The 16761-nt window shown below is 65.7% G+C and carries 15 protein-coding genes; 10 read left to right on the plus strand and 5 right to left on the minus strand.

The genetic code is table 11. The features are described from left to right. The first annotated feature begins 34 nt into the window (after window positions 1-34). Entirely contained in the window at window positions 35-757 is a 723-nt protein-coding gene (locus tag E5X34_RS05905) for a Crp/Fnr family transcriptional regulator (protein ID WP_363485839.1), read from the plus strand. 93 nt (window positions 758-850) lie between these two features. On the opposite strand, the gene E5X34_RS05910 is transcribed toward E5X34_RS05905, so the two are convergent. Continuing rightward, window positions 851-1294 (minus strand): hemerythrin domain-containing protein, encoded by a 444-nt coding sequence (locus E5X34_RS05910; RefSeq protein ID WP_366664874.1) that lies wholly within the window; start codon window positions 1292-1294, stop codon window positions 851-853. 220 nt (window positions 1295-1514) lie between these two features. On the opposite strand from E5X34_RS05910, the gene E5X34_RS05915 reads away from it, so the two are divergent. Together E5X34_RS05915 and E5X34_RS05920 are read left to right on the plus strand one after the other, a co-directional pair. Continuing rightward, the gene (locus E5X34_RS05915; protein WP_292562194.1) at window positions 1515-3131 is read left to right on the plus strand and encodes an ATP-binding cassette domain-containing protein; all 1617 of its coding nucleotides are present in this window, start codon (window positions 1515-1517) and stop codon (window positions 3129-3131) included. Then, window positions 3128-4726, plus strand: coding sequence for an ATP-binding cassette domain-containing protein (locus E5X34_RS05920; protein WP_292562196.1), 1599 nt, complete (start codon window positions 3128-3130; stop codon window positions 4724-4726). The genes E5X34_RS05915 and E5X34_RS05920 overlap by 4 nt, the downstream gene beginning before the upstream one ends. Here the strand turns inward: E5X34_RS05920 and E5X34_RS05925 are convergent, their stop codons facing one another. After that, complete coding sequence (locus tag E5X34_RS05925; RefSeq protein WP_292562199.1) at window positions 4727-6220, minus strand: ATP-binding protein; 1494 nt, start codon at window positions 6218-6220, stop codon at window positions 4727-4729. Window positions 6221-6484: 264 nt separating this feature from the next. Between E5X34_RS05925 and E5X34_RS05930 the strand changes: the two genes are divergently transcribed. After that, on the plus strand, window positions 6485-6739 hold the full coding sequence (locus E5X34_RS05930; RefSeq protein WP_042638212.1) for a hypothetical protein: 255 nt from the start codon (window positions 6485-6487) through the stop codon (window positions 6737-6739). 66 nt (window positions 6740-6805) lie between these two features. On the opposite strand, the gene E5X34_RS05935 is transcribed toward E5X34_RS05930, so the two are convergent. Next, a complete protein-coding gene (locus E5X34_RS05935; protein WP_292562200.1) occupies window positions 6806-7288 on the minus strand; it encodes a hypothetical protein in 483 nt (160 codons plus the stop codon). 185 nt (window positions 7289-7473) lie between these two features. On the opposite strand from E5X34_RS05935, the gene E5X34_RS05940 reads away from it, so the two are divergent. After that, on the plus strand, window positions 7474-7839 hold the full coding sequence (locus E5X34_RS05940) for a RidA family protein (protein ID WP_126081235.1): 366 nt from the start codon (window positions 7474-7476) through the stop codon (window positions 7837-7839). Between the two features lie 32 nt (window positions 7840-7871). Beyond that, window positions 7872-9098 (plus strand): amidohydrolase/deacetylase family metallohydrolase, encoded by a 1227-nt coding sequence (locus E5X34_RS05945; RefSeq protein ID WP_292562202.1) that lies wholly within the window; start codon window positions 7872-7874, stop codon window positions 9096-9098. A 153-nt stretch (window positions 9099-9251) separates the two neighbouring features. On the opposite strand, the gene E5X34_RS05950 is transcribed toward E5X34_RS05945, so the two are convergent. Then, window positions 9252-11042 (minus strand): NAD(P)/FAD-dependent oxidoreductase, encoded by a 1791-nt coding sequence (locus E5X34_RS05950; RefSeq protein ID WP_292562204.1) that lies wholly within the window; start codon window positions 11040-11042, stop codon window positions 9252-9254. Window positions 11043-11249: 207 nt separating this feature from the next. Next, window positions 11250-12197, minus strand: coding sequence for a MurR/RpiR family transcriptional regulator (locus E5X34_RS05955; protein ID WP_292562206.1), 948 nt, complete (start codon window positions 12195-12197; stop codon window positions 11250-11252). Between the two features lie 274 nt (window positions 12198-12471). On the opposite strand from E5X34_RS05955, the gene E5X34_RS05960 reads away from it, so the two are divergent. From E5X34_RS05960 to E5X34_RS05975, 4 genes are all read left to right on the plus strand, one after another. After that, window positions 12472-13305 carry an ABC transporter ATP-binding protein gene (locus tag E5X34_RS05960; RefSeq protein WP_292562208.1) on the plus strand — a complete coding sequence of 278 codons (834 nt, stop codon included), beginning with the start codon at window positions 12472-12474 and terminating at the stop codon, window positions 13303-13305. Next, window positions 13302-14153, plus strand: a complete 852-nt coding sequence (locus tag E5X34_RS05965) for an ABC transporter permease (RefSeq protein WP_292562209.1) — start codon at window positions 13302-13304, stop codon at window positions 14151-14153. Before E5X34_RS05960 ends, E5X34_RS05965 begins: the two co-directional genes overlap by 4 nt. An 81-nt stretch (window positions 14154-14234) precedes the next feature. Beyond that, entirely contained in the window at window positions 14235-15407 is a 1173-nt protein-coding gene (locus E5X34_RS05970; RefSeq protein ID WP_292075218.1) for an ABC transporter substrate-binding protein, read from the plus strand. A 73-nt stretch (window positions 15408-15480) separates the two neighbouring features. Next, on the plus strand, window positions 15481-16572 hold the full coding sequence (locus E5X34_RS05975) for a Gfo/Idh/MocA family oxidoreductase (RefSeq protein WP_292562211.1): 1092 nt from the start codon (window positions 15481-15483) through the stop codon (window positions 16570-16572). Window positions 16573-16761: the final 189 nt, after the last annotated feature.

Genomic DNA, 16761 nt, shown 5'->3' on the forward strand with positions numbered 1-16761 from the left:
CGGTGAAGGGCGGGAACACTATAGATGTTCCATCGTGCGCGAAGATATTCACACGGCAGGCGTCCCGGTACTCTGCGTTTCATGCGAGGCGCGGCATCGTGGCATATGCGGCGCGCTCAACGCCGGGCAGCTCGTCGATCTTGCCAAATCGACGAAACGGCACAAGGCCGAGGCCGGCAAGGAGCTGGTGGGCGATTCCAGGAGCGTCGAGCGTTTCTCGAACGTACTCTCAGGCGTCGTGAAGCTGACCAAGACGCTTTCCGACGGCCGCCAGCAGATTGTCGGCCTGCAATTCGCTCCCGATTTCCTCGGCAGGCCGTTCCAGAGCGAGAGCACGCTCAGCGCCGAGGCGGCGACAGACGTCGAACTGTGCTCGTTCCCGCGCCAGGCGCTGGAGCGCATGATAAAGGAGCAGCCCGATCTTGAGCATCGCCTGCTCGAACAGAAGCTGCGCGAGCTCGACCAGGCGCGCGACTGGATGGTGGCGCTCGGCCGCAAGACGGCCTCCGAGAAGATAGCGAGCTTCCTTCTGATGATCGCGCGCAACATCGACCCCGCCGCCGGGCCGGAGCGGCGCGGCGCCGCTTTCGATCTGCCTCTGTCGCGCGCGGAGATCGCGGATTTCCTGGGTCTCACCGTCGAAACGGTGAGCCGGCAGATCACCCGGCTGCGGGGCGAGGGCGTCATCCGCGTCGAAAACAACCGCCACGTCATCGTCGACGACATCGGGCGCCTGGCCGCGCGGGCCGGAGACTGATCCCCGGGACGTTCGTTTAGAGCAATTCCAGGAAAAGTGCATAGCGGTTAGGCTCGGCGACTTAGCCATAGCCTTCCGCATAAGAACAAATACTTACTGATTGCCGAGAACCTTTGGCAGCACGTGGTCGCGCTCAAAGGCGATGTGGCGGCGCAACGATTCGAAGAAGGCACGCAGCATGTAGCCAAACGCCTCGGGATTTTCGATCTGCCGACCGTGGCCGTAGGCCAGCAGCGCCTCGCTGAGATCCGCCGCCGCGCTTTCATCCTCCAGGTGCTCGAGCTTCAGTCGCTCGACGGTGTCTTCCTCGCCCGTCTGCCGCACGAAGGTTGGGAAGACGATCTCTTCCTCGAAGCGGTGGCATTCGCGCAGCAGCGGCAAGAGGTCGGCCGCCACGGCGAGGCACTGGAGCCGGTCGACGCGCGAGGGCAGGTCGTCGGCGATGCCCTCGAGCATGTGGCAGAGCGCGAGCTTCTGCATATGCGCCCGCCGCATATCTGCCGGGCTATGCAGCGGCTCCGGCTCGGCGCTCGTCATGATAGCTCCTCCGTCACGCCCGGGCTCAAGGAGGGTTGCTGCTCGACGGCAACAGGATCGGGAACATCGCCAGCCCACCGTGGCGATTACCGTCGCGACGCCGAGGAAGAAAGTCGGACATGGAGCATCCTTTCTGGACATCGCCTCATAGCGCGGCACGAATGCTGGAGACTTGACCTGAATCAACTCATGTCCTCCTCGCCTGTGCGAGAAGCGGGCCATGAAAACGCAGGTCGTTCCAGCACCGATTCCTGATCCCGGCGCTTCGGGGCCGGCCGCCTTCGAGGCGCTTTCCGCCGCCGAGCGATTGGCAAGGCCCGGATTGCGTGGTCTTCTCGCCTTGCAGGCGGTCCGCACCGTGCTCAGGCTCGGCTTCGCCGCGACGGCGGCGATGGCCGCCGGCCGGCTCGTGATGGGCGAGACGGTCGAGCCACGGCTCGTCGCCGGGATGATCGCGCTGCTCGCGGCCGCATGCCTCGCCGGATTCGCCGCCGAAAGTATGCAGGCTTCCGCGGAAAACGTCGTGGCGACGCGACTGCGGGCGCTCGCAGGCGAGCGACTGGGCAAGATGCCGGCGCGGCAGCTGCAGTCGCTCTCGACGGGCGCCTTGATCGTCTCGATGCAGCGCCATCCGGAATCGATCGCCGCGCTGGTGGTGGGTCATCGTGCCGCCACGGCCATGATGGCGGCTGGGCCATTGCTCGCGGCAATCGCGCTTTGCTTCGTCTCCTGGCAGGCCGCGCTGCTGGTCATCTGCCTCACGCCGGTCATGATCCTGTTCTTCGCGCTGGTGGGCAATGCGATCCGCCGGCGCGCCGACGCCCAGGAGCGTGCCTTCGGCCGGCTGGCGGGCCAGTTCGCCGACCGCGTCCGCACGCTGCCCACGATTCTTGCCAACCACGCCACGGCAAGCGAGGAGGCAAAACTCGGCCGGCGCCTGGAGGGCTACGCCGGCGAGACGATCGGTCTGCTCCGCATAGCCTTTGCCAATGCCGGGATCATCGACTTCTTCGCCTCGCTCTCGATTGCGATCCTCGCCATCCTCCTCGGCCTGGGCCACCTGAAGCTTGCGACGATCCCGGGCTTCTCCAATCTCGAGCTCTGGCAGAGCCTGTTCATCCTGATGATCGCGCCGGAATATTTCGCGCCATTCCGCCGCTTCTCGGAGCAGTACCATGCCAAGGCGGAAGGGTTGGCGGCGGCCGCCGCGCTGAACCGGCTGCTCGGCGCCGAACCGATCGCGTCGACCACCTTGCCGGTGCTCGACCGGTTGCGCCTGACATTGCCTGCACATGGCCTCGTCGCCATCGTCGGTCCGAGCGGATCGGGCAAATCGACGCTTCTGCGCCGTCTCGCCGGGCTCGAGCCGGGCGCCATGCCGACGCCGGGAACCCGTCCGCTGGCCGCTGAAGAGATCGCCTGGGTTTCGACGGACGCCTACGTGCCCGAAGGAACGCTGGCGGAGGCTATGTCGTGGAATGGCGGCGCGCTGGACCGGAGCCGGCTGGAAAATGCCGCGCGCGCGATCGGGCTGCTCGACGACGCCCTGCTGCCGGGCGGTCTCGATGCAAGGCTGGACAAGGGCGGCGCCAATCTTTCGGGCGGCCAGCGGCTCCGCATCGCCGTCGCCCGCGCGCAGCTTTCCGGACGAACCGTGCTCGCCGACGAGCCGACGGCAAAGCTCGACCGCGCGACCGCCGAGGCCGTGCGGCGCATGCTGATCGGGATTTCAGGGGCGCGGCTGGTCGTCGTCGCGACGCATGACCGGGACCTTGCCGCCGCCGCCGACCTGGTTGTCGATCTCACCCGTGACGATACCGTCGAGGTGGCGGCATGAGCACCGCGTTTCAGTCATCGAGCCGGAAGTCGTGGCGGCTGGCGACGGGCTTCGCCTTCACCGCGCTGGCCTGCGCCATATTGCTGGGCGGCGTTTCAGCCTGGCTGCTCGGATCCGTGGCGATCGCCGGCCTTTCCGCCGCCGCTTTCACTTTCAACTTTCACACTCCCGCAGCCTTCATCAGGCTGTTCGCAGTCGGCCGCACCGCTGCCCGCTATGGCGAGCGCCTGACCGGCCACAAGGCGGCACTCGCCGATCAGGTATCGCGTCGCGTCGAGCTGTTCGCCGCGATGGCGGCGGCGCCGGCGGTGCGACGGGCCGGATGGCAGCTCGGCAACGATTCGCGCCTTGCCGACTATCTCGACGACGTCGAGGACCTCGACTTCGCCAGGCTGCGCGCCGGCCTGCCGGCTCTGACGCTCGCCTGCGGCCTCGCGGTGCTGATCGCCGGCTCGGCGGTGCTGGCGCCTTTGTCCCTCCTGCCCATCATAGTCTTGCTGCTTGCCATCCTGTTCGCGGGGAACCGGGTGGCCAGAGCTGGCGCCATGGCATGGCGTGAGACCAGGTCGCTGCGCCGCGGGGGCGCGAGCCGGCTTGGCGCGGCCATGGCGTCAGCCGTACCCTTGAAGGCGGAGGGCGCCTGGAACCGCGAATGCACTGAGGCCCTCGCCGCGCTCTCTCGCGCCGGCGCCGCGCAGCTTGCCCTTCGCCGGCTGCAGGCCATGCTGGACATGATCGGCGGGGCGTTGGGCCCGGTTGCCGGCGTCAGTGTGATGGCGGCTGCCTGGTATGCGGGCAGACAAGGCACAGAGCTTCTCGCGCCCATGCTGCTCGCCTTCTCCTGGCTGGCGCTGGGCGAAACCATGAATGGCGCATCGCGCATGCTGGTTGCCGTGCTTCGCCGCAACGCGGCTCGCGCCGAGATCGGCCAATGGACACGCGGCACCGCGGCCGGCAGGCGCGAATTCGCCCTGGATGACATCAAGCCCGCCCTGCTGCTTCATGGCGGCCTGCAACGCCGTGCACCCGACGGCCGGTCGATCGGAACGCCCATCTCCCTGCTCCTCGCGCGGGGCCAGCCGACACTGCTCGTCGGCGCAAGCGGCTCGGGCAAGACGAGCCTGCTCAAGCAGATCGCCGGCTGGATCGGCGACGATGCCTTCGCAACCGACGACCGCATCCTGTCGGCAGGCGAGCGGCGGGCGCTCGTGTCCCTCGTCCTGCACGACGCGGTCGTGCTGGAGGATACCGTCCGCGCCAATCTCTTTGCCGGCGATGCTCCGGATGCCGTACTCTGGCGGGCGCTCGAAGCCGTCGAGATGGACGGGCGTATCCGTGAAGCGGGCGGGCTGGACAGCTGGGTCAGGCAGGACAGGTTCTCGCTCGGCGAAGCGCAGCGCATCAACCTCGCGCGCGCCTGGCTGTCATCCCCACCCGTTGCGCTGCTTGACGAACCGACCGAACACCTCGACGAGGCGCAGGGCGAGCGTATCCTCGAGCGGCTGCTCGTCCGCTTCAGCGATAGGATCGTCGTCGTCTCCACCCATCGCGCGCCGCCGCTTCGCGATGTCCGCACGATCGAGTTGCAGCCGTAATCACGCGGCCGAGCTGTCCTGCTCCAAGGCATTCGGGTCGCCCGGCGCCGTCGCCCAGGCGAGCTCGACCAGCGTCACGGTGCGCCGGCCCGTGCCGTCGACCTGACAGACGATAAGGCCCTGCTCCTCGATATAGTCGAGCAGTCGCCGCGCGCGGCGCAGCGAATGCGAGCCGTAGGCCCGCGCAATCGCCGCGTCGCTCGGGCAAGGCCAGCCTTCCTTGGCGGCGCGGGCGATCATCATGAACACGCCCTGCATGTCCTCGGGCAGCAGCGAGGCGCGCACGGAGACGTCCCGCCAGGCATCGTCCTCGGCCATGTCGGAGCCGACGCCGGCTCGCGCCCTGGTCAGCATGCGGCGGAATTCCGGAAGATCGGGCACCACCGACGCAAGCCCTTCGATGCGGCAGCGGACCACGAACTCCTGATAGAGCACGCCGATGACGCGGAAACCCGCATCGGGCTCGGCCAGAATGGCGCGCAGGATGCGGTCCATGCGCTCGCGCCGTTCGGCCAGGTCCTCGGCGCTGGGCTGCGGCTCCGCCGGCTCAGGGCGTATCTCCAGCGGCGCGGCCTTGGCCGCCATCAGCTGGTCGAGGAGGTCCGGCGATGGCCGGCGCTGCGGCCTCACCGTCTCCGGCGGCGGCGCGGCAAGAATGACCGAACGCGCATCCTCCAGTGCCGCTTGCGGCAGCGGCATCAGCCGCGGCGTGCCGTTGCGCGGGCTGGTCTCGGTCTGGCCGATGCGCACGCCGAGCGGACGCCGCGACAGCGCCGGTCCGAGCGCCATGAAATGCCCGCGCTCCAGGTCGCGGAAGGCTTCGGCCTGGCGCCGCTCCATGCCGAGCAGGTCGGCCGCGCGCGCCATGTCGATGTCGAGGAAAGTGCGGCCCATCAGGAAGTTGGAGGCTTCCGCCGCGACGTTCTTGGCGAGCTTCGCCAGCCGCTGCGTGGCGATGATGCCGGCCAGCCCGCGCTTGCGGCCGCGGCACATCAGATTGGTCATGGCGCCGAGCGAGAGCTTGCGCGCCTCGTCCGAAACCTCGCCGGCGGCGGCGGGCGCGAAGAGCTGCGCCTCGTCGACCACCACCAGCATCGGATACCAATGGTCGCGCGCCACCTCGAACAGCCCGCCGAGGAATGCGGCGGCGCGCCGCATCTGGTTCTCGGCATCGAGCCCTTCGAGATTGAGCACCGTCGAGACGCGGTGGATGCGCGCGCGCTCGCCCGCCGCCTGCAGGCCGCGCTCGGTATGCTCCTCGGCATCGATCACCAGATGGCCAAAGCGTTCGCCTAGCGACACGAAGTCGCCTTCAGGGTCGATGATGGTCTGCTGCACCCAGGGCGCGCTCTGTTCGAGCAGCCGGCGCAGCAGATGCGACTTGCCGGAGCCCGAATTGCCTTGCACCAGCAGGCGGGTCGCCAGCAGTTCCTCAAGGTCGAGGGCGGCCGGCGCGCCTGCGCTCGTCTGCCCCATCTCGATTGCAACCGTCATATTTCGACTCAGAACGCCTCCATGCGCGCAAGCGGGCTTATCAACCGAAGCCGGGCGCGTCGAGCATGGCCGCGCACCGCTGAGCGGTGTTCCACATCTAAGGGCGAGCGTCGGCTCGTCCCTATGGGCGAGCGTGAGCTCGTCCCTAGGGGCAACTGGCGGCAGGCTGTCGCCATCGGCTCTGGTCGGACCACCATTTCGCTGGCGCAATCCCGCTATTGGCGTATCATCTTTGCAGGGAGGGTTCATGGCAGGAGGAGGCCAATGAACGTCGCTGCGGAAGTGCCCGTCATGGACCCGACGGTGCAAGACCTTGTTTCGTCTGCCCTTTCGAAATTTCGCGCCGGCGACACCGTGTCCACACGCGCCATGCTCGAGGCCATACGCCATGCCGATCCATCCTGCGAAGACAGCGATGACCATCTGGTCGAGCTGATCGTGATGGCCGCCGTTGGTAAGACCATGGGGGTCGTGTTCGACCACCGCTCGCCTGACGAGCGGTTGCCGCGGCTGTCATAGGCCCGAAGCGTTGCCTGCGTATATGCGAGCACCGGAAGACCGGCCTCACCGGAACATCGGTACGCCTTAGCCCAGCGGATGCGGCATGTAACCGACAAAACCCGCGATCTTCCAGCGGCCGCCGACCTTGCGGCAGAAATAGAGCGTCTGCCATTTCAGCCGGTCGACACCGCCATCCGCCTTGGCGACCGAGCCGTCGAACTTCTTGTGCAGCACCGCGCGATCACCGTCGACATCGATGTCGCGCATGTTGGTGACGCGAAACAGCGCCTCGCGCAGCGGCTCGGCGAATTTCGTCGCTGCTGTCTCCTTGGCCTGGCGCAGCCATTCGTCGCGATAGACCGCCAGCCTCGGGAACTGCAGCCGCCAGGCATCGGCATTGGCGAGGAAATGCGCGTGCATGCCGAAGAAGCTCTCGGCGATGAAATCGTCCTCGACCATCGCCCAGTCCTGTCCGAGGAAGGCATCGATGTCGCGCCGGACCAGCATTTCCCACAGGTCGTGACGATCGGCATCGCCTTCCGGAAACGGATTCTTGTCGAAGGTCATGCTGGATCTCCCCTCATATCGCGGCCGATGAAAGCGGTATCGACCGCAAGATGCTCAGGCTTCTGTAATAAAGCAACATGGATTTCGAAAAAATGTTGCTTTCCGACATTGCCTCTATGAGGATCGTGCTGACAGACGTAGACGGCTATGCGACCGGTTCGCTCAATCGCCAAGAGGAGGCTCACTTGCCCAAGCAGTGCTTTGGAAAATCGCATGTCCCGCTCTCGCCCGCCGTGCGCGCCGGCGATTTCGTCTATGTCTCCGGCCAGGTGCCGGTGGGCAGCGACGGGCTGGTGGTGAAGGGCGGCATCGCCGAGCAGACCGAGCAGGTGCTGCAGAACGTCAAGGCGGCGCTGGCGCTGGCCGGCTGCGGCATGGACGATGTGGTGAAGACCACCGTCTGGCTGGAGGACGCGCGCGATTTCGGCACCTTCAACACCGTCTATGCAAAACATTTCCCAAACGACCCGCCGGCGCGCACCACGGTCGAATCGCGCCTGATGATCGACATCAAGATCGAGGTCGAGGCCGTCGCCTACCGGCCGGTCTGATCGCGATCACTTTCACATAAGGGAGGGCGCCGATGCAGTTCGATCTCCTGATCAAGGGCGGGCGCGTCATCGACCCCGCATCGGGCCTCGACGCGCAGCGTGATGTCGCCATTGCCGATGGCCGCGTCGCCGCGATCGAGGCCGCCATCGATGCCGAACATGCTGCGCAGGTGGTCGACGCCAGGGACTGCATCGTTACGCCCGGCCTCGTCGACCTGCATAGCCACGTCTATTGGGGTGGCACCTCGCTCGGCGTCGACGCCGACCGGCTGGCCGCCAAGAGCGGCACCACCACCTTCATCGACGCCGGCAGCGCCGGCGCGGGCAATTTCCTTGGCTTTCGCCGCCATGTCATCGAGCGCTCGAAAGTCCGCATCCTCGCTTACGTCAACATCTCCTTTGCCGGCATATTCGGCTTCGCCAAGACCGTGTCGGTCGGCGAATGCAGCGACCTCAGTCTCTGCGAGCCGCGCGAAACGGTTGCCGCGGTGCGCGAGCATGCCGATGTCGTCGTCGGCGTGAAAGTCCGCTCCGGCAAGCATGCTGGCGGCACCAGCGGCATTGCGCCGGTCGACCTCGCGCTCGAAGCGGCCGACAAGGTCGGCCTGCCGCTGATGGCGCATATCGACGAGCCGCCGCCAGGCCGTTCTGAAGTGCTGCCCAGGCTGCGGCGCGGCGATATCCTCACCCACTGCTTCCGGCCATTCCCCAATGCCCCGGTCTTCGCGTCCGGCGCGGTGCGGCCGGACATGCGGCTGGCGCGCGAACGCGGCGTTATCTTCGACATCGGCCACGGCATGGGCTCCTTCGACTTCGAGGTGGCGAAGGCGATGCTCGCCGAGGGCCTAGCGCCGGATGTAATCTCCAGCGACGTGCACCTCTACTGCGTCGACGGCCCGGCCTTCGACATGCTGGTCTGCATGTCGAAGCTCATGGTGCTCGGCATGCCGCTGGTCGAGGTGCTGCGCGCGGCGACCGTGAACCCCGCGCAGGCGATCGCCCGACCCGAGCTCGGCGCGCTGAAGGTCGGCGGCATCGGCGATGTCGCGGTGCTGCGGCTCCAGCCCGGCCGCTTCACCTTCGTCGACGCCGTCGGAGCGTCATTGGTCGCGGACCAGCGCCTGGTCTCCAACGGCATCGCCATCGCCGGCAAATGGTGGCCGAACGAGACGCCCGATCACAACGAGACCGAACGCTTCGAAGCGCATGCGCATCACACGCATGTGGATATGGCGGCCAGGCATTTTGGGCGCGGGTGATCTCCCCCCTTGAGGGGGAGATGTCGCTGAAGGCGACAGAGGGGGTTGCCGCGCGTGAAGCGCCAACCCTCACCTGCCGCAAAAGTCGAGCCCAGTCGTACCGACCCCCTCTGCCCTGCCGGGCATCTCCCCCTCGAGGGGGGAGATCGAACGTCACCGCCCAGCATTACTCGGCTCGCCATAAACCGGCGTTGCTATCCCCTCCATCCGCGCCTTGAGCTGCAGCGCCACATATTTCGAATAGAAGCGCGACAGCGCCAGATTGCCGCCATGGAACCACAGCGCCTCCTGCGCCGTCGGCTTCCACATGTTGCGCAACTCGCCCTGCCAGGGACCGGGGTCGCCCTTCACGCCGGAGCCGAGGCCCCAGCACGGGCCGACCTTGTCGGCGACCTCGCGCGAGACGATTGCGGCAACCGTCTCGTTCATCGACTGGTAGCCGGTGCAGCAGACGATCGCGTCGACCTCCAATTCGCTGCCGTCCTCGAACAGGATACCGGCCGGCGTCAGCGACTTGATGCCGACGCCGCTCTTCACCTTGATCTCGCCGTTCAGGATCAGCTCGCAGGCGCCTACATCGATGTAATAGCCCGAGCCGGTGCGGTAGGCCTTCATCAAGAGCCCGGTCTCGTCCTCGCCGAAATCGATGGCGAAGCCGCTGTCGCTGAGACGCTTGTAGAAATCCGCGTCTCGCGCCCTGATCACGTCGTAGAGCGCGCGCTGCCCCTTGGGCACCAAAGCGAAGGGCGTGGAGGCGACGATCATGTCGGCCTTGTCGGTGGTGATGCCGCGCGCCAGCGCCTTCTCGGAAAAGATCTCGAAGCCGACATCCATCAGCGTGTCGGATTTCACCACGGTCGTCGGCGAGCGCTGCACCATGGTGACCTTGGCGCCGGCTTCCCAGAGATCGACGCTGACATCGTGGCCGGAGCTTGCGGCACCAATCACCGCGACGCGCTTGCCGCGGAATTTCTCGCCGGTGGAATACTGGCTGGAATGCAGGAGCTCGCCCTTGAAGCTATCGGCTCCCGGCAACTCGATCTGCCGCGGCGGCCCGTAGGCGCCGGTGGCGAAGACGATGTGTTTCGGCTTCAGCGTGACGCGTTGGCCGACGCGGTCGACCACCACGGTCCAAACCTTTTCGGTCTCGTCATAGGCGGCGCTGATGCATTTGGTGGCGACCCAATAATTTAGCTCCATGACGCGGGTATACATTTCCAGCCAGTCGCCCATCTTGTCCTTGGGCGTGAAGACCGGCCAGTTTTCCGGGAAAGGAATATAGGGCAGATGGTCGTACCAGACCGGATCGTGCAGCACGAGCGAGCGGTAGCGGTTGCGCCAGGAATCGCCGGCGCGCGCATTCTTCTCGATGATGAGCGTCGGAACGCCGAGCTGACGCAGCCGGGCGCCGAGCATGATGCCGCCCTGCCCGCCGCCGATCACCAGGCAGTAGGGCTGCTCGTGCACGCCGAGATCGCGCGTCTCACGCGCTCTCGCTTCGGCCCAGGTCTCGCGCTTGGGGTCGGGCTTGTGGCGGATGCCGAGCGGCCGCGCCGGGCCCTTTTGCTCCTCGAAACCCTTGAGCTCGCTCATCGCCGTGAACAGCGTGCGGCAGCGGCCGTCCTTGAGCCGCAGGATCCCCTCGCCCCGCGCCACCGCCGTCTCGAAGCTGAACCAGGCCTCGACGATCCCGTCGTCGACGCTTGGCTCTCCGGTCAGGTGCCAGTGCGACGGCTGCGCTTGCGACAGCGTGGCCTTCAGCATCTCGCGGATCGCGGCCTGCCCTTCCATGGTCTTGATGTTCCATGTGAAGGTCAAAAGATCGCGCCAGTAGCAATCCTCGACGAAGAGGTTCGTCGCCGCCTCGATATCGCCGGCCTCCAGCGCCCGGCCGAACGAGCCGAGCCAAGTCGCCGCCTGTTGCGATGGTGCGATGTCGAGCATTTTTGTCCTTCCCTTCGAATGTCGACTGGCACCGCCAGCTTCCCTGACGATGCCAGAGAGTGCGCCTTGAGGCAGTCGAGATTCAGGTCAGGCCGAGTCGAAAATGGTGGATTCCGAGAACCGGAGCGGAGCGTACTAAAGTACGTGAGCACCGGAAGCGCAGGAAACCGCCATTTGCAGGCCGGCCTCACCTGAATATCGGCTGCCTCAATCTCCCAGCGGCTCCATCTCCTTGCCTGTCCTGTGGATCTGCGCATTGTATTTGATCCTGCGCACCGTCTCGCGCGCCGGGCCGTCGATCTTGTAGGCTGTCGCCACCGCCAGCAGATCGATCGCCGCCAGGAATGCGTAGCGCGATGCGGTCGGCTTCAGTGTGTCGGGATATTCGGGCACGGCAACCGTCAGCCGTACATCGCAGACGCGGGTCAGCTCGGTGTCCGGCGCCGTCACGCAGATCGCGTTCGCGCGGTAATGCTTGGCGAGCTCCACCGCCTCGATCACCTCGCGCGTGCGCCCTGTGGCCGAGATCGCGATCACCAGATCGCCCGGCTTCAGCGTCGAGGCGGTCATGCGCATCAAATAGGGATCGCATTGCGCGCTGATGGTGATGCCGTAGCGGAACAGGCGGTATTGCGTCTCCTGCGCCAGCGCCGACGAGCTGCCGCCGAGGCCGAACACCGTCACCTGCCGTGCCTTGGCGATCAGTTCCGCCGCCTTCTGCAGCTGTCCCGGATCGATCTGCCGCTCCGCCTCCTGCAGCGCGCGCCGCGCCTCGCCGAACACGGCGTTCCAGAACGGCATGCCGCTGTCGCTGTTCGCGGATTGCGGCTTGGTGGCGAGATAGAGCGCGCCGACGACGAGGCTCTGCGCCAGCTTCAGCTTGAAATCGCGCACGCCCTCGCAGCCGATGGCGCGGCAGAACCGTGTCACCGTCGGCTCGCTGACCCGGGCACGTTGGGCAAGCGCGGCATTGGACGCATCGACCGCATATTTGACGTCGTCGAGCACGACATCGGCGACGCGGCGCTCGGCCGGCCGCAGCTCCGCATAGCTGTCCTTCACCTGCGAGATGATATCGGGAAAGCGCCTGACATGGTCGTGCCGGTCGCCGTCTTCGTCCGCAATTCGCAATGCCTGGCTGTCAGCTTCGGTCATTCGCCAGTCCTCCCCAGCCCGCTTCTGGATCCGTCATCTTCGCGATTATCCGCCCGCTGGCCATAGGCAATCAACCACGACGAGTATGTAGGAAAGTAACACACACCGCAAGGGATGATAAAATTGTTTCAGATCAGCATATTAGCTAATATCTGGTTGAACCTGATTGCTTCCACCATCCGTCAGCGCTTGACAGTAAAGTAGGATAGTTACAGACTGATTTTGCGGACAGATGGGGCCTTGGCAACTCATCGCGCAGTCTCCGAGGGGGAGCATGAGTACGGCAAGCGCAAGAACGCCGAAGCTCGGCGTGCAGGCAGCGACCAAGGTCTATCAGACAGGTTCCGGCGATCTTCTGGCGCTGGATCGCTGCAGCCTGGATGTTCAGCCCAACGAGATCGTTTCGATCGTCGGCCCCTCCGGCTGCGGCAAGACCACGCTGTTGTGGTCCATGTCGGGCCTGCACCGGCTGACCGGCGGCGCGATCCTGCTCGACGGCAAGGAGATCACTGGACCGCGCCCCGAGATCGGCATTGTCTTCCAGGAAGCGAACCTCCTGCCCTGGCGCAATCTCGACGCCAACATCAACTTCCCCTTCGAGATCAAGGGCGAGAAACCCGACCGCGCCTGGATCGCCCATCTCTTGCACCGTGTCGGGCTGGACGGCTTCGGCGGCAAGTTCCCGCGCGAGCTGTCCGGCGGCATGCAGCAGCGCGCCGCGATCGTGCGCGCGCTGGCGCTGAAACCTTCGGTGCTTTTGATGGACGAGCCCTTCGGCGCGCTCGACAGCTTTACCCGCGAGGAGATGAACCGCCTCGTCGAGGAGATCTGGCTCGACACCAAGACCACCATCGTCTTCATCACCCACAGCATCGAGGAGGCGATCTTCCTCTCCGATCGCGTCGTGGTGCTGACCACGCGGCCCGGCCGCGTCGCCAAGATCTATGAGGTGCCGTTCGCGCGCCAGCGGTCTCTGGAGATCATGGCGACGAAGGAGGTCTTCGACCTCACCAACCGCATCAAGATGGACATTGTCGGCGAGCGTCGGCCGCAGGCCCAGCAACAGCCGGAGCACAAGAGCGCTGAAATCGTGAGGATCAGGCCGTGAGCGGAGGCGACGCCATTCCGGAATTCTCGAAGGCGAAGTCGGGCGGCGACGGGCAGGACGTCAGCCTGACCAACCTTTCCGCCTTCGCCAGCGGTCCCGGTATCAAGTCCGGAGCCGAGGTGGCGGCGATCCTTGCCGTGGCGGTGGTCATCATCGGCGGCATTGAGCTCGCGCTACGCCTCTTCCACGTGCCGCAATATATCATGCCGCCGCCGAGCTCGATCGTTTACGCGCTGTTCGACGAGTTCCCGCTGATCGCGCCGCATCTCGGCTACACGCTGGTCGAGCTTGTCTCAGGCTTCGCCATCGGCGCCATCGTCGGCCTGGTGATGGCGGCGGTGATCACGCAGTTTCCCTTCGCCGAGAAGATCGTCGCGCCTTACATCCTGATCCTGGTCACCACGCCGATGCTGGCGCTGGTGCCTTTGCTCATCCTGCGCTTCGGCTTCGGCTACACGCCGCGCATCATCGCGGTCGCTCTGGCTGCCGGCCCGATGGTGATGATCAACGCAGCGACCGGCTTCCGCCGCGTCGACAGCGCCAAGATCGCCTTGGCCCGCTCCTATGGCGCCAGCACGCTGCAGATCTTCTGGAAGATCCGCGCGCCGATGGCGCTGCCGATGATCCTGGTCGGGCTGATGATCGGCGCGATCTTCGGCCTGCTCACTGCCGTCGGCGCCGAGATGGTCGGCGGCGGTTTCGGCCTCGGCAACCGGCTCACCTCCTATTCGTCGATGATCCAGATGCCGCAATTCTTCGCCGTGGTGTTGATACTCTCGACGCTCGGCATCCTGATCTACGTGCTGTTCTTCCTGATCGGCAAGAAATGGGCGAGTTGGGAGACCTGACGACAGGAAAAAATCGCGCCCGGGAGGCGGGCGAAGGCAAGGCAAGCGATCAATAAGGGCAATCAACAAAAGGGGAATGCCATGACCAACGACAATCCGATCCATTCCAGCGTCCCGGCCGGCATCAGCCGCCGCTACTTCCTGCAGGTGACCGCGGCCGGCGTCGTGACCGCCACCGCGCTTGGCGCATCCGGCCTGAAAGCCAGGGCGGCGGCCTATGAGAAATTCACCTGGATCTCGCCGCGCGGCACGCTCGAAGTGCTGGACGATTATCCCTACTGGTCAGCGAAGAAGGCCGGCTATTTCGGCGACCTTAACACCGACATGCAGCCCGGCCCTTCGGATGGCACCGCAACTGTGAAGTTCGTCGATGTCGGCCAGGCCGACATGGGCTTCCCCTCGCCCGGCGTCTTCTCTTTCGCCATCCAGAACGGCATGAAGCTTAAGTCCGTCTTCCACATGGGCGCGCGCGATACTTTCAGCCTCGCTTTCCGCAAGGGCCAGGGCACCAACAACCTGAAGGACCTCGAGGGCAAGACCATCCTGCTCGGCTCCGCCGCCTGGCAGGCGATCGTCGATCCGCTGCTGGCGGCCCAGGGTGTCGACATCAAGAAGGTGAAATATGTCGAGGCCGGCTGGCCGACCTGGGGCACCGCGCTCGCCGGCGGCCAGGGCGACGCCGCGCTTTCCTGGGAAGGCTTGCGCGCCGAATGGATCGCCAAGGGCCTCGATTTCGAGTACTGGCTCGGCGTCAAGAATTCCAAGCTGCCGGCCAACACCTTCGTCGTGCGCGCCGCCGACCTCGAGGACGCCGACAAGAAGGCCTTCCTGGAGAAATACCTGCGCGGCTGGGCGATGGGCCTGGAGTTCGGCTACCAGAACCCGCGCGCGGCGGTCGAAGCCGTGTTCGAGCAGTTCCCGACGCTAGCCAAGAACCTCGGTCCGGAACTCGGCACCACCTCGATCCTGCAGCAGATCAACGTCTTCCGCGGCGACATGGACAAGCGCGGCGGCTGGGGCTCGCACGACATGGCGAGCTGGCAGGGCTTCTTCGACGAGATCCTCAAGATCGGCCAGATCAGCGCGCCGGTGAAGGCCGAGGACGTCTGCACCAATGACCTGATCCCGGCCGCCAACGACTTCGACAAGGCCAAGGTCAAGGCCGATGCCGACGGCGTCAAACTGTCGGAAGGCTTTGCCGCGCTCGACGTCGACAAGATCAAGGCGCATCTGTTCGATTCCGCCGTCAAGTAACGCGACTGCCGTGACCATCGGGCGGCGGGAGGCGCCGCCCGCCATTCGTTCAAAGAGCATTGGGGAGGCTTCGATGGCCGACAAGGTGAAAATACTGGTGGTTGGTCTGGGCAATATGGGCGCATCGCATGCCAGCGCCTATCACCGCTCCGAAGGATTCGAGATCGTCGGCATCATGAGCCGCTCGATCAAGAGCAACAAGAAGATCCCCAAGGAACTTGCCGGCTACCCGCTCTATGAGGATTTCGACCTGGCGCTGAAGGAGACGAAGCCGGACGCGGTCTCGATCAACAGCTGGCCGAACACGCACGCCGAATACGCGCTGAAGGCGATCGCCGCCAACTGCCATGTCTTCATGGAAAAGCCTCTCGCCACCAACATCGAGGATGCCGAGAAGGTGGTGGCCGCAGCGCGCGCCAAGAACCGCAAGCTGCTGCTGGGCTACATCCTGCGGGTGCACCCGTCCTGGATCAAGTTCATCGAGGTCGGCAAGACGCTCGGCAAGCCGCTGGTGATGCGCCTGAACCTCAACCAGCAGAGCAGCGGCAGCGCCTGGCATTGGCACAAGAACCTGATCGACTCGCTGATCCCGATCGTCGACTGCGGCGTGCATTATGTCGACGTCATGTGCCAGCTGACCGGCGCCAAGCCGGTGCGCGTGCACGGCATCGGCGCAAAACTCTGGGCCGAGGCCGACAAGCAGAATTACGGCCATTTGCACGTCACCTTCGACGACGGCTCGGTCGGCTGGTACGAGGCCGGCTGGGGCCCGATGATGAGCGAGACGGCCTATTTCGTGAAGGACGTGGTCGGCCCGAAGGGCGCCGTCTCGATCGTCGCCGGCCAGGGAGCGAGCAGCGCCAAGGATGCCGAGGAAGTGTCCGACTCGGCCGACATCGACCGCCATACCAAGACCGACGCGCTGAAGATCCACTATGCGCAGGTCGACGGCGACAAGAATTTTGCCAAGCCCGACGAGATCGTCAGCATGGAGGACGAGCCCGGGCACCAGGAACTCTGCGACCGCGAGCAGGCCTTCTTCCTGCGCGCCATCCGGGAGGACCTCGATCTGACCGAGCAGATGGACGCGGCCGTCAACAGCCTGCGCATCGTGCTGGCGGCGGAGCAGAGTATCGCGGAGAAGCGGACCGTCGAGCTGGCGTGAAATATCCCGTTCAGCGGCGGCGCCACTCCCCCTCATCCGGCCGCTTCGCGGCCACCTTCTCCCCGAGGGCAGAAGAGGGAAGCGCCGGCGCTGACAATCTCCTCTCCCCGCCGGGGAGAGGTCAGCCGAGCGAAGCGGAGGCTGGGTGAGGGTGAGTCCCGCGGTCGGCTATCATAAGGGGAGGAATAT

Source organism: Mesorhizobium sp. (genome assembly GCF_004963255.1).
In the GTDB taxonomy this organism is placed as follows: Bacteria; Pseudomonadota; Alphaproteobacteria; order Rhizobiales; family Rhizobiaceae; genus Mesorhizobium.

Coding starts and splice junctions, on each gene's coding strand:
- E5X34_RS05975 (WP_292562211.1), top strand. CDS start 15,481: ATGGCCGACAAGGTGAAAATACTGGTGGTTGGTCTGGGCAATATGGGC.
- E5X34_RS05960 (WP_292562208.1), top strand. CDS start 12,472: ATGAGTACGGCAAGCGCAAGAACGCCGAAGCTCGGCGTGCAGGCAGCG.
- E5X34_RS05935 (WP_292562200.1), bottom strand. CDS start 7,288: ATGACCTTCGACAAGAATCCGTTTCCGGAAGGCGATGCCGATCGTCAC.
- E5X34_RS05910 (WP_366664874.1), bottom strand. CDS start 1,294: ATGACGAGCGCCGAGCCGGAGCCGCTGCATAGCCCGGCAGATATGCGG.
- E5X34_RS05945 (WP_292562202.1), top strand. CDS start 7,872: ATGCAGTTCGATCTCCTGATCAAGGGCGGGCGCGTCATCGACCCCGCA.
- E5X34_RS05920 (WP_292562196.1), top strand. CDS start 3,128: ATGAGCACCGCGTTTCAGTCATCGAGCCGGAAGTCGTGGCGGCTGGCG.
- E5X34_RS05915 (WP_292562194.1), top strand. CDS start 1,515: ATGAAAACGCAGGTCGTTCCAGCACCGATTCCTGATCCCGGCGCTTCG.
- E5X34_RS05950 (WP_292562204.1), bottom strand. CDS start 11,042: ATGCTCGACATCGCACCATCGCAACAGGCGGCGACTTGGCTCGGCTCG.
- E5X34_RS05925 (WP_292562199.1), bottom strand. CDS start 6,220: ATGACGGTTGCAATCGAGATGGGGCAGACGAGCGCAGGCGCGCCGGCC.
- E5X34_RS05970 (WP_292075218.1), top strand. CDS start 14,235: ATGACCAACGACAATCCGATCCATTCCAGCGTCCCGGCCGGCATCAGC.
- E5X34_RS05930 (WP_042638212.1), top strand. CDS start 6,485: ATGAACGTCGCTGCGGAAGTGCCCGTCATGGACCCGACGGTGCAAGAC.
- E5X34_RS05955 (WP_292562206.1), bottom strand. CDS start 12,197: ATGACCGAAGCTGACAGCCAGGCATTGCGAATTGCGGACGAAGACGGC.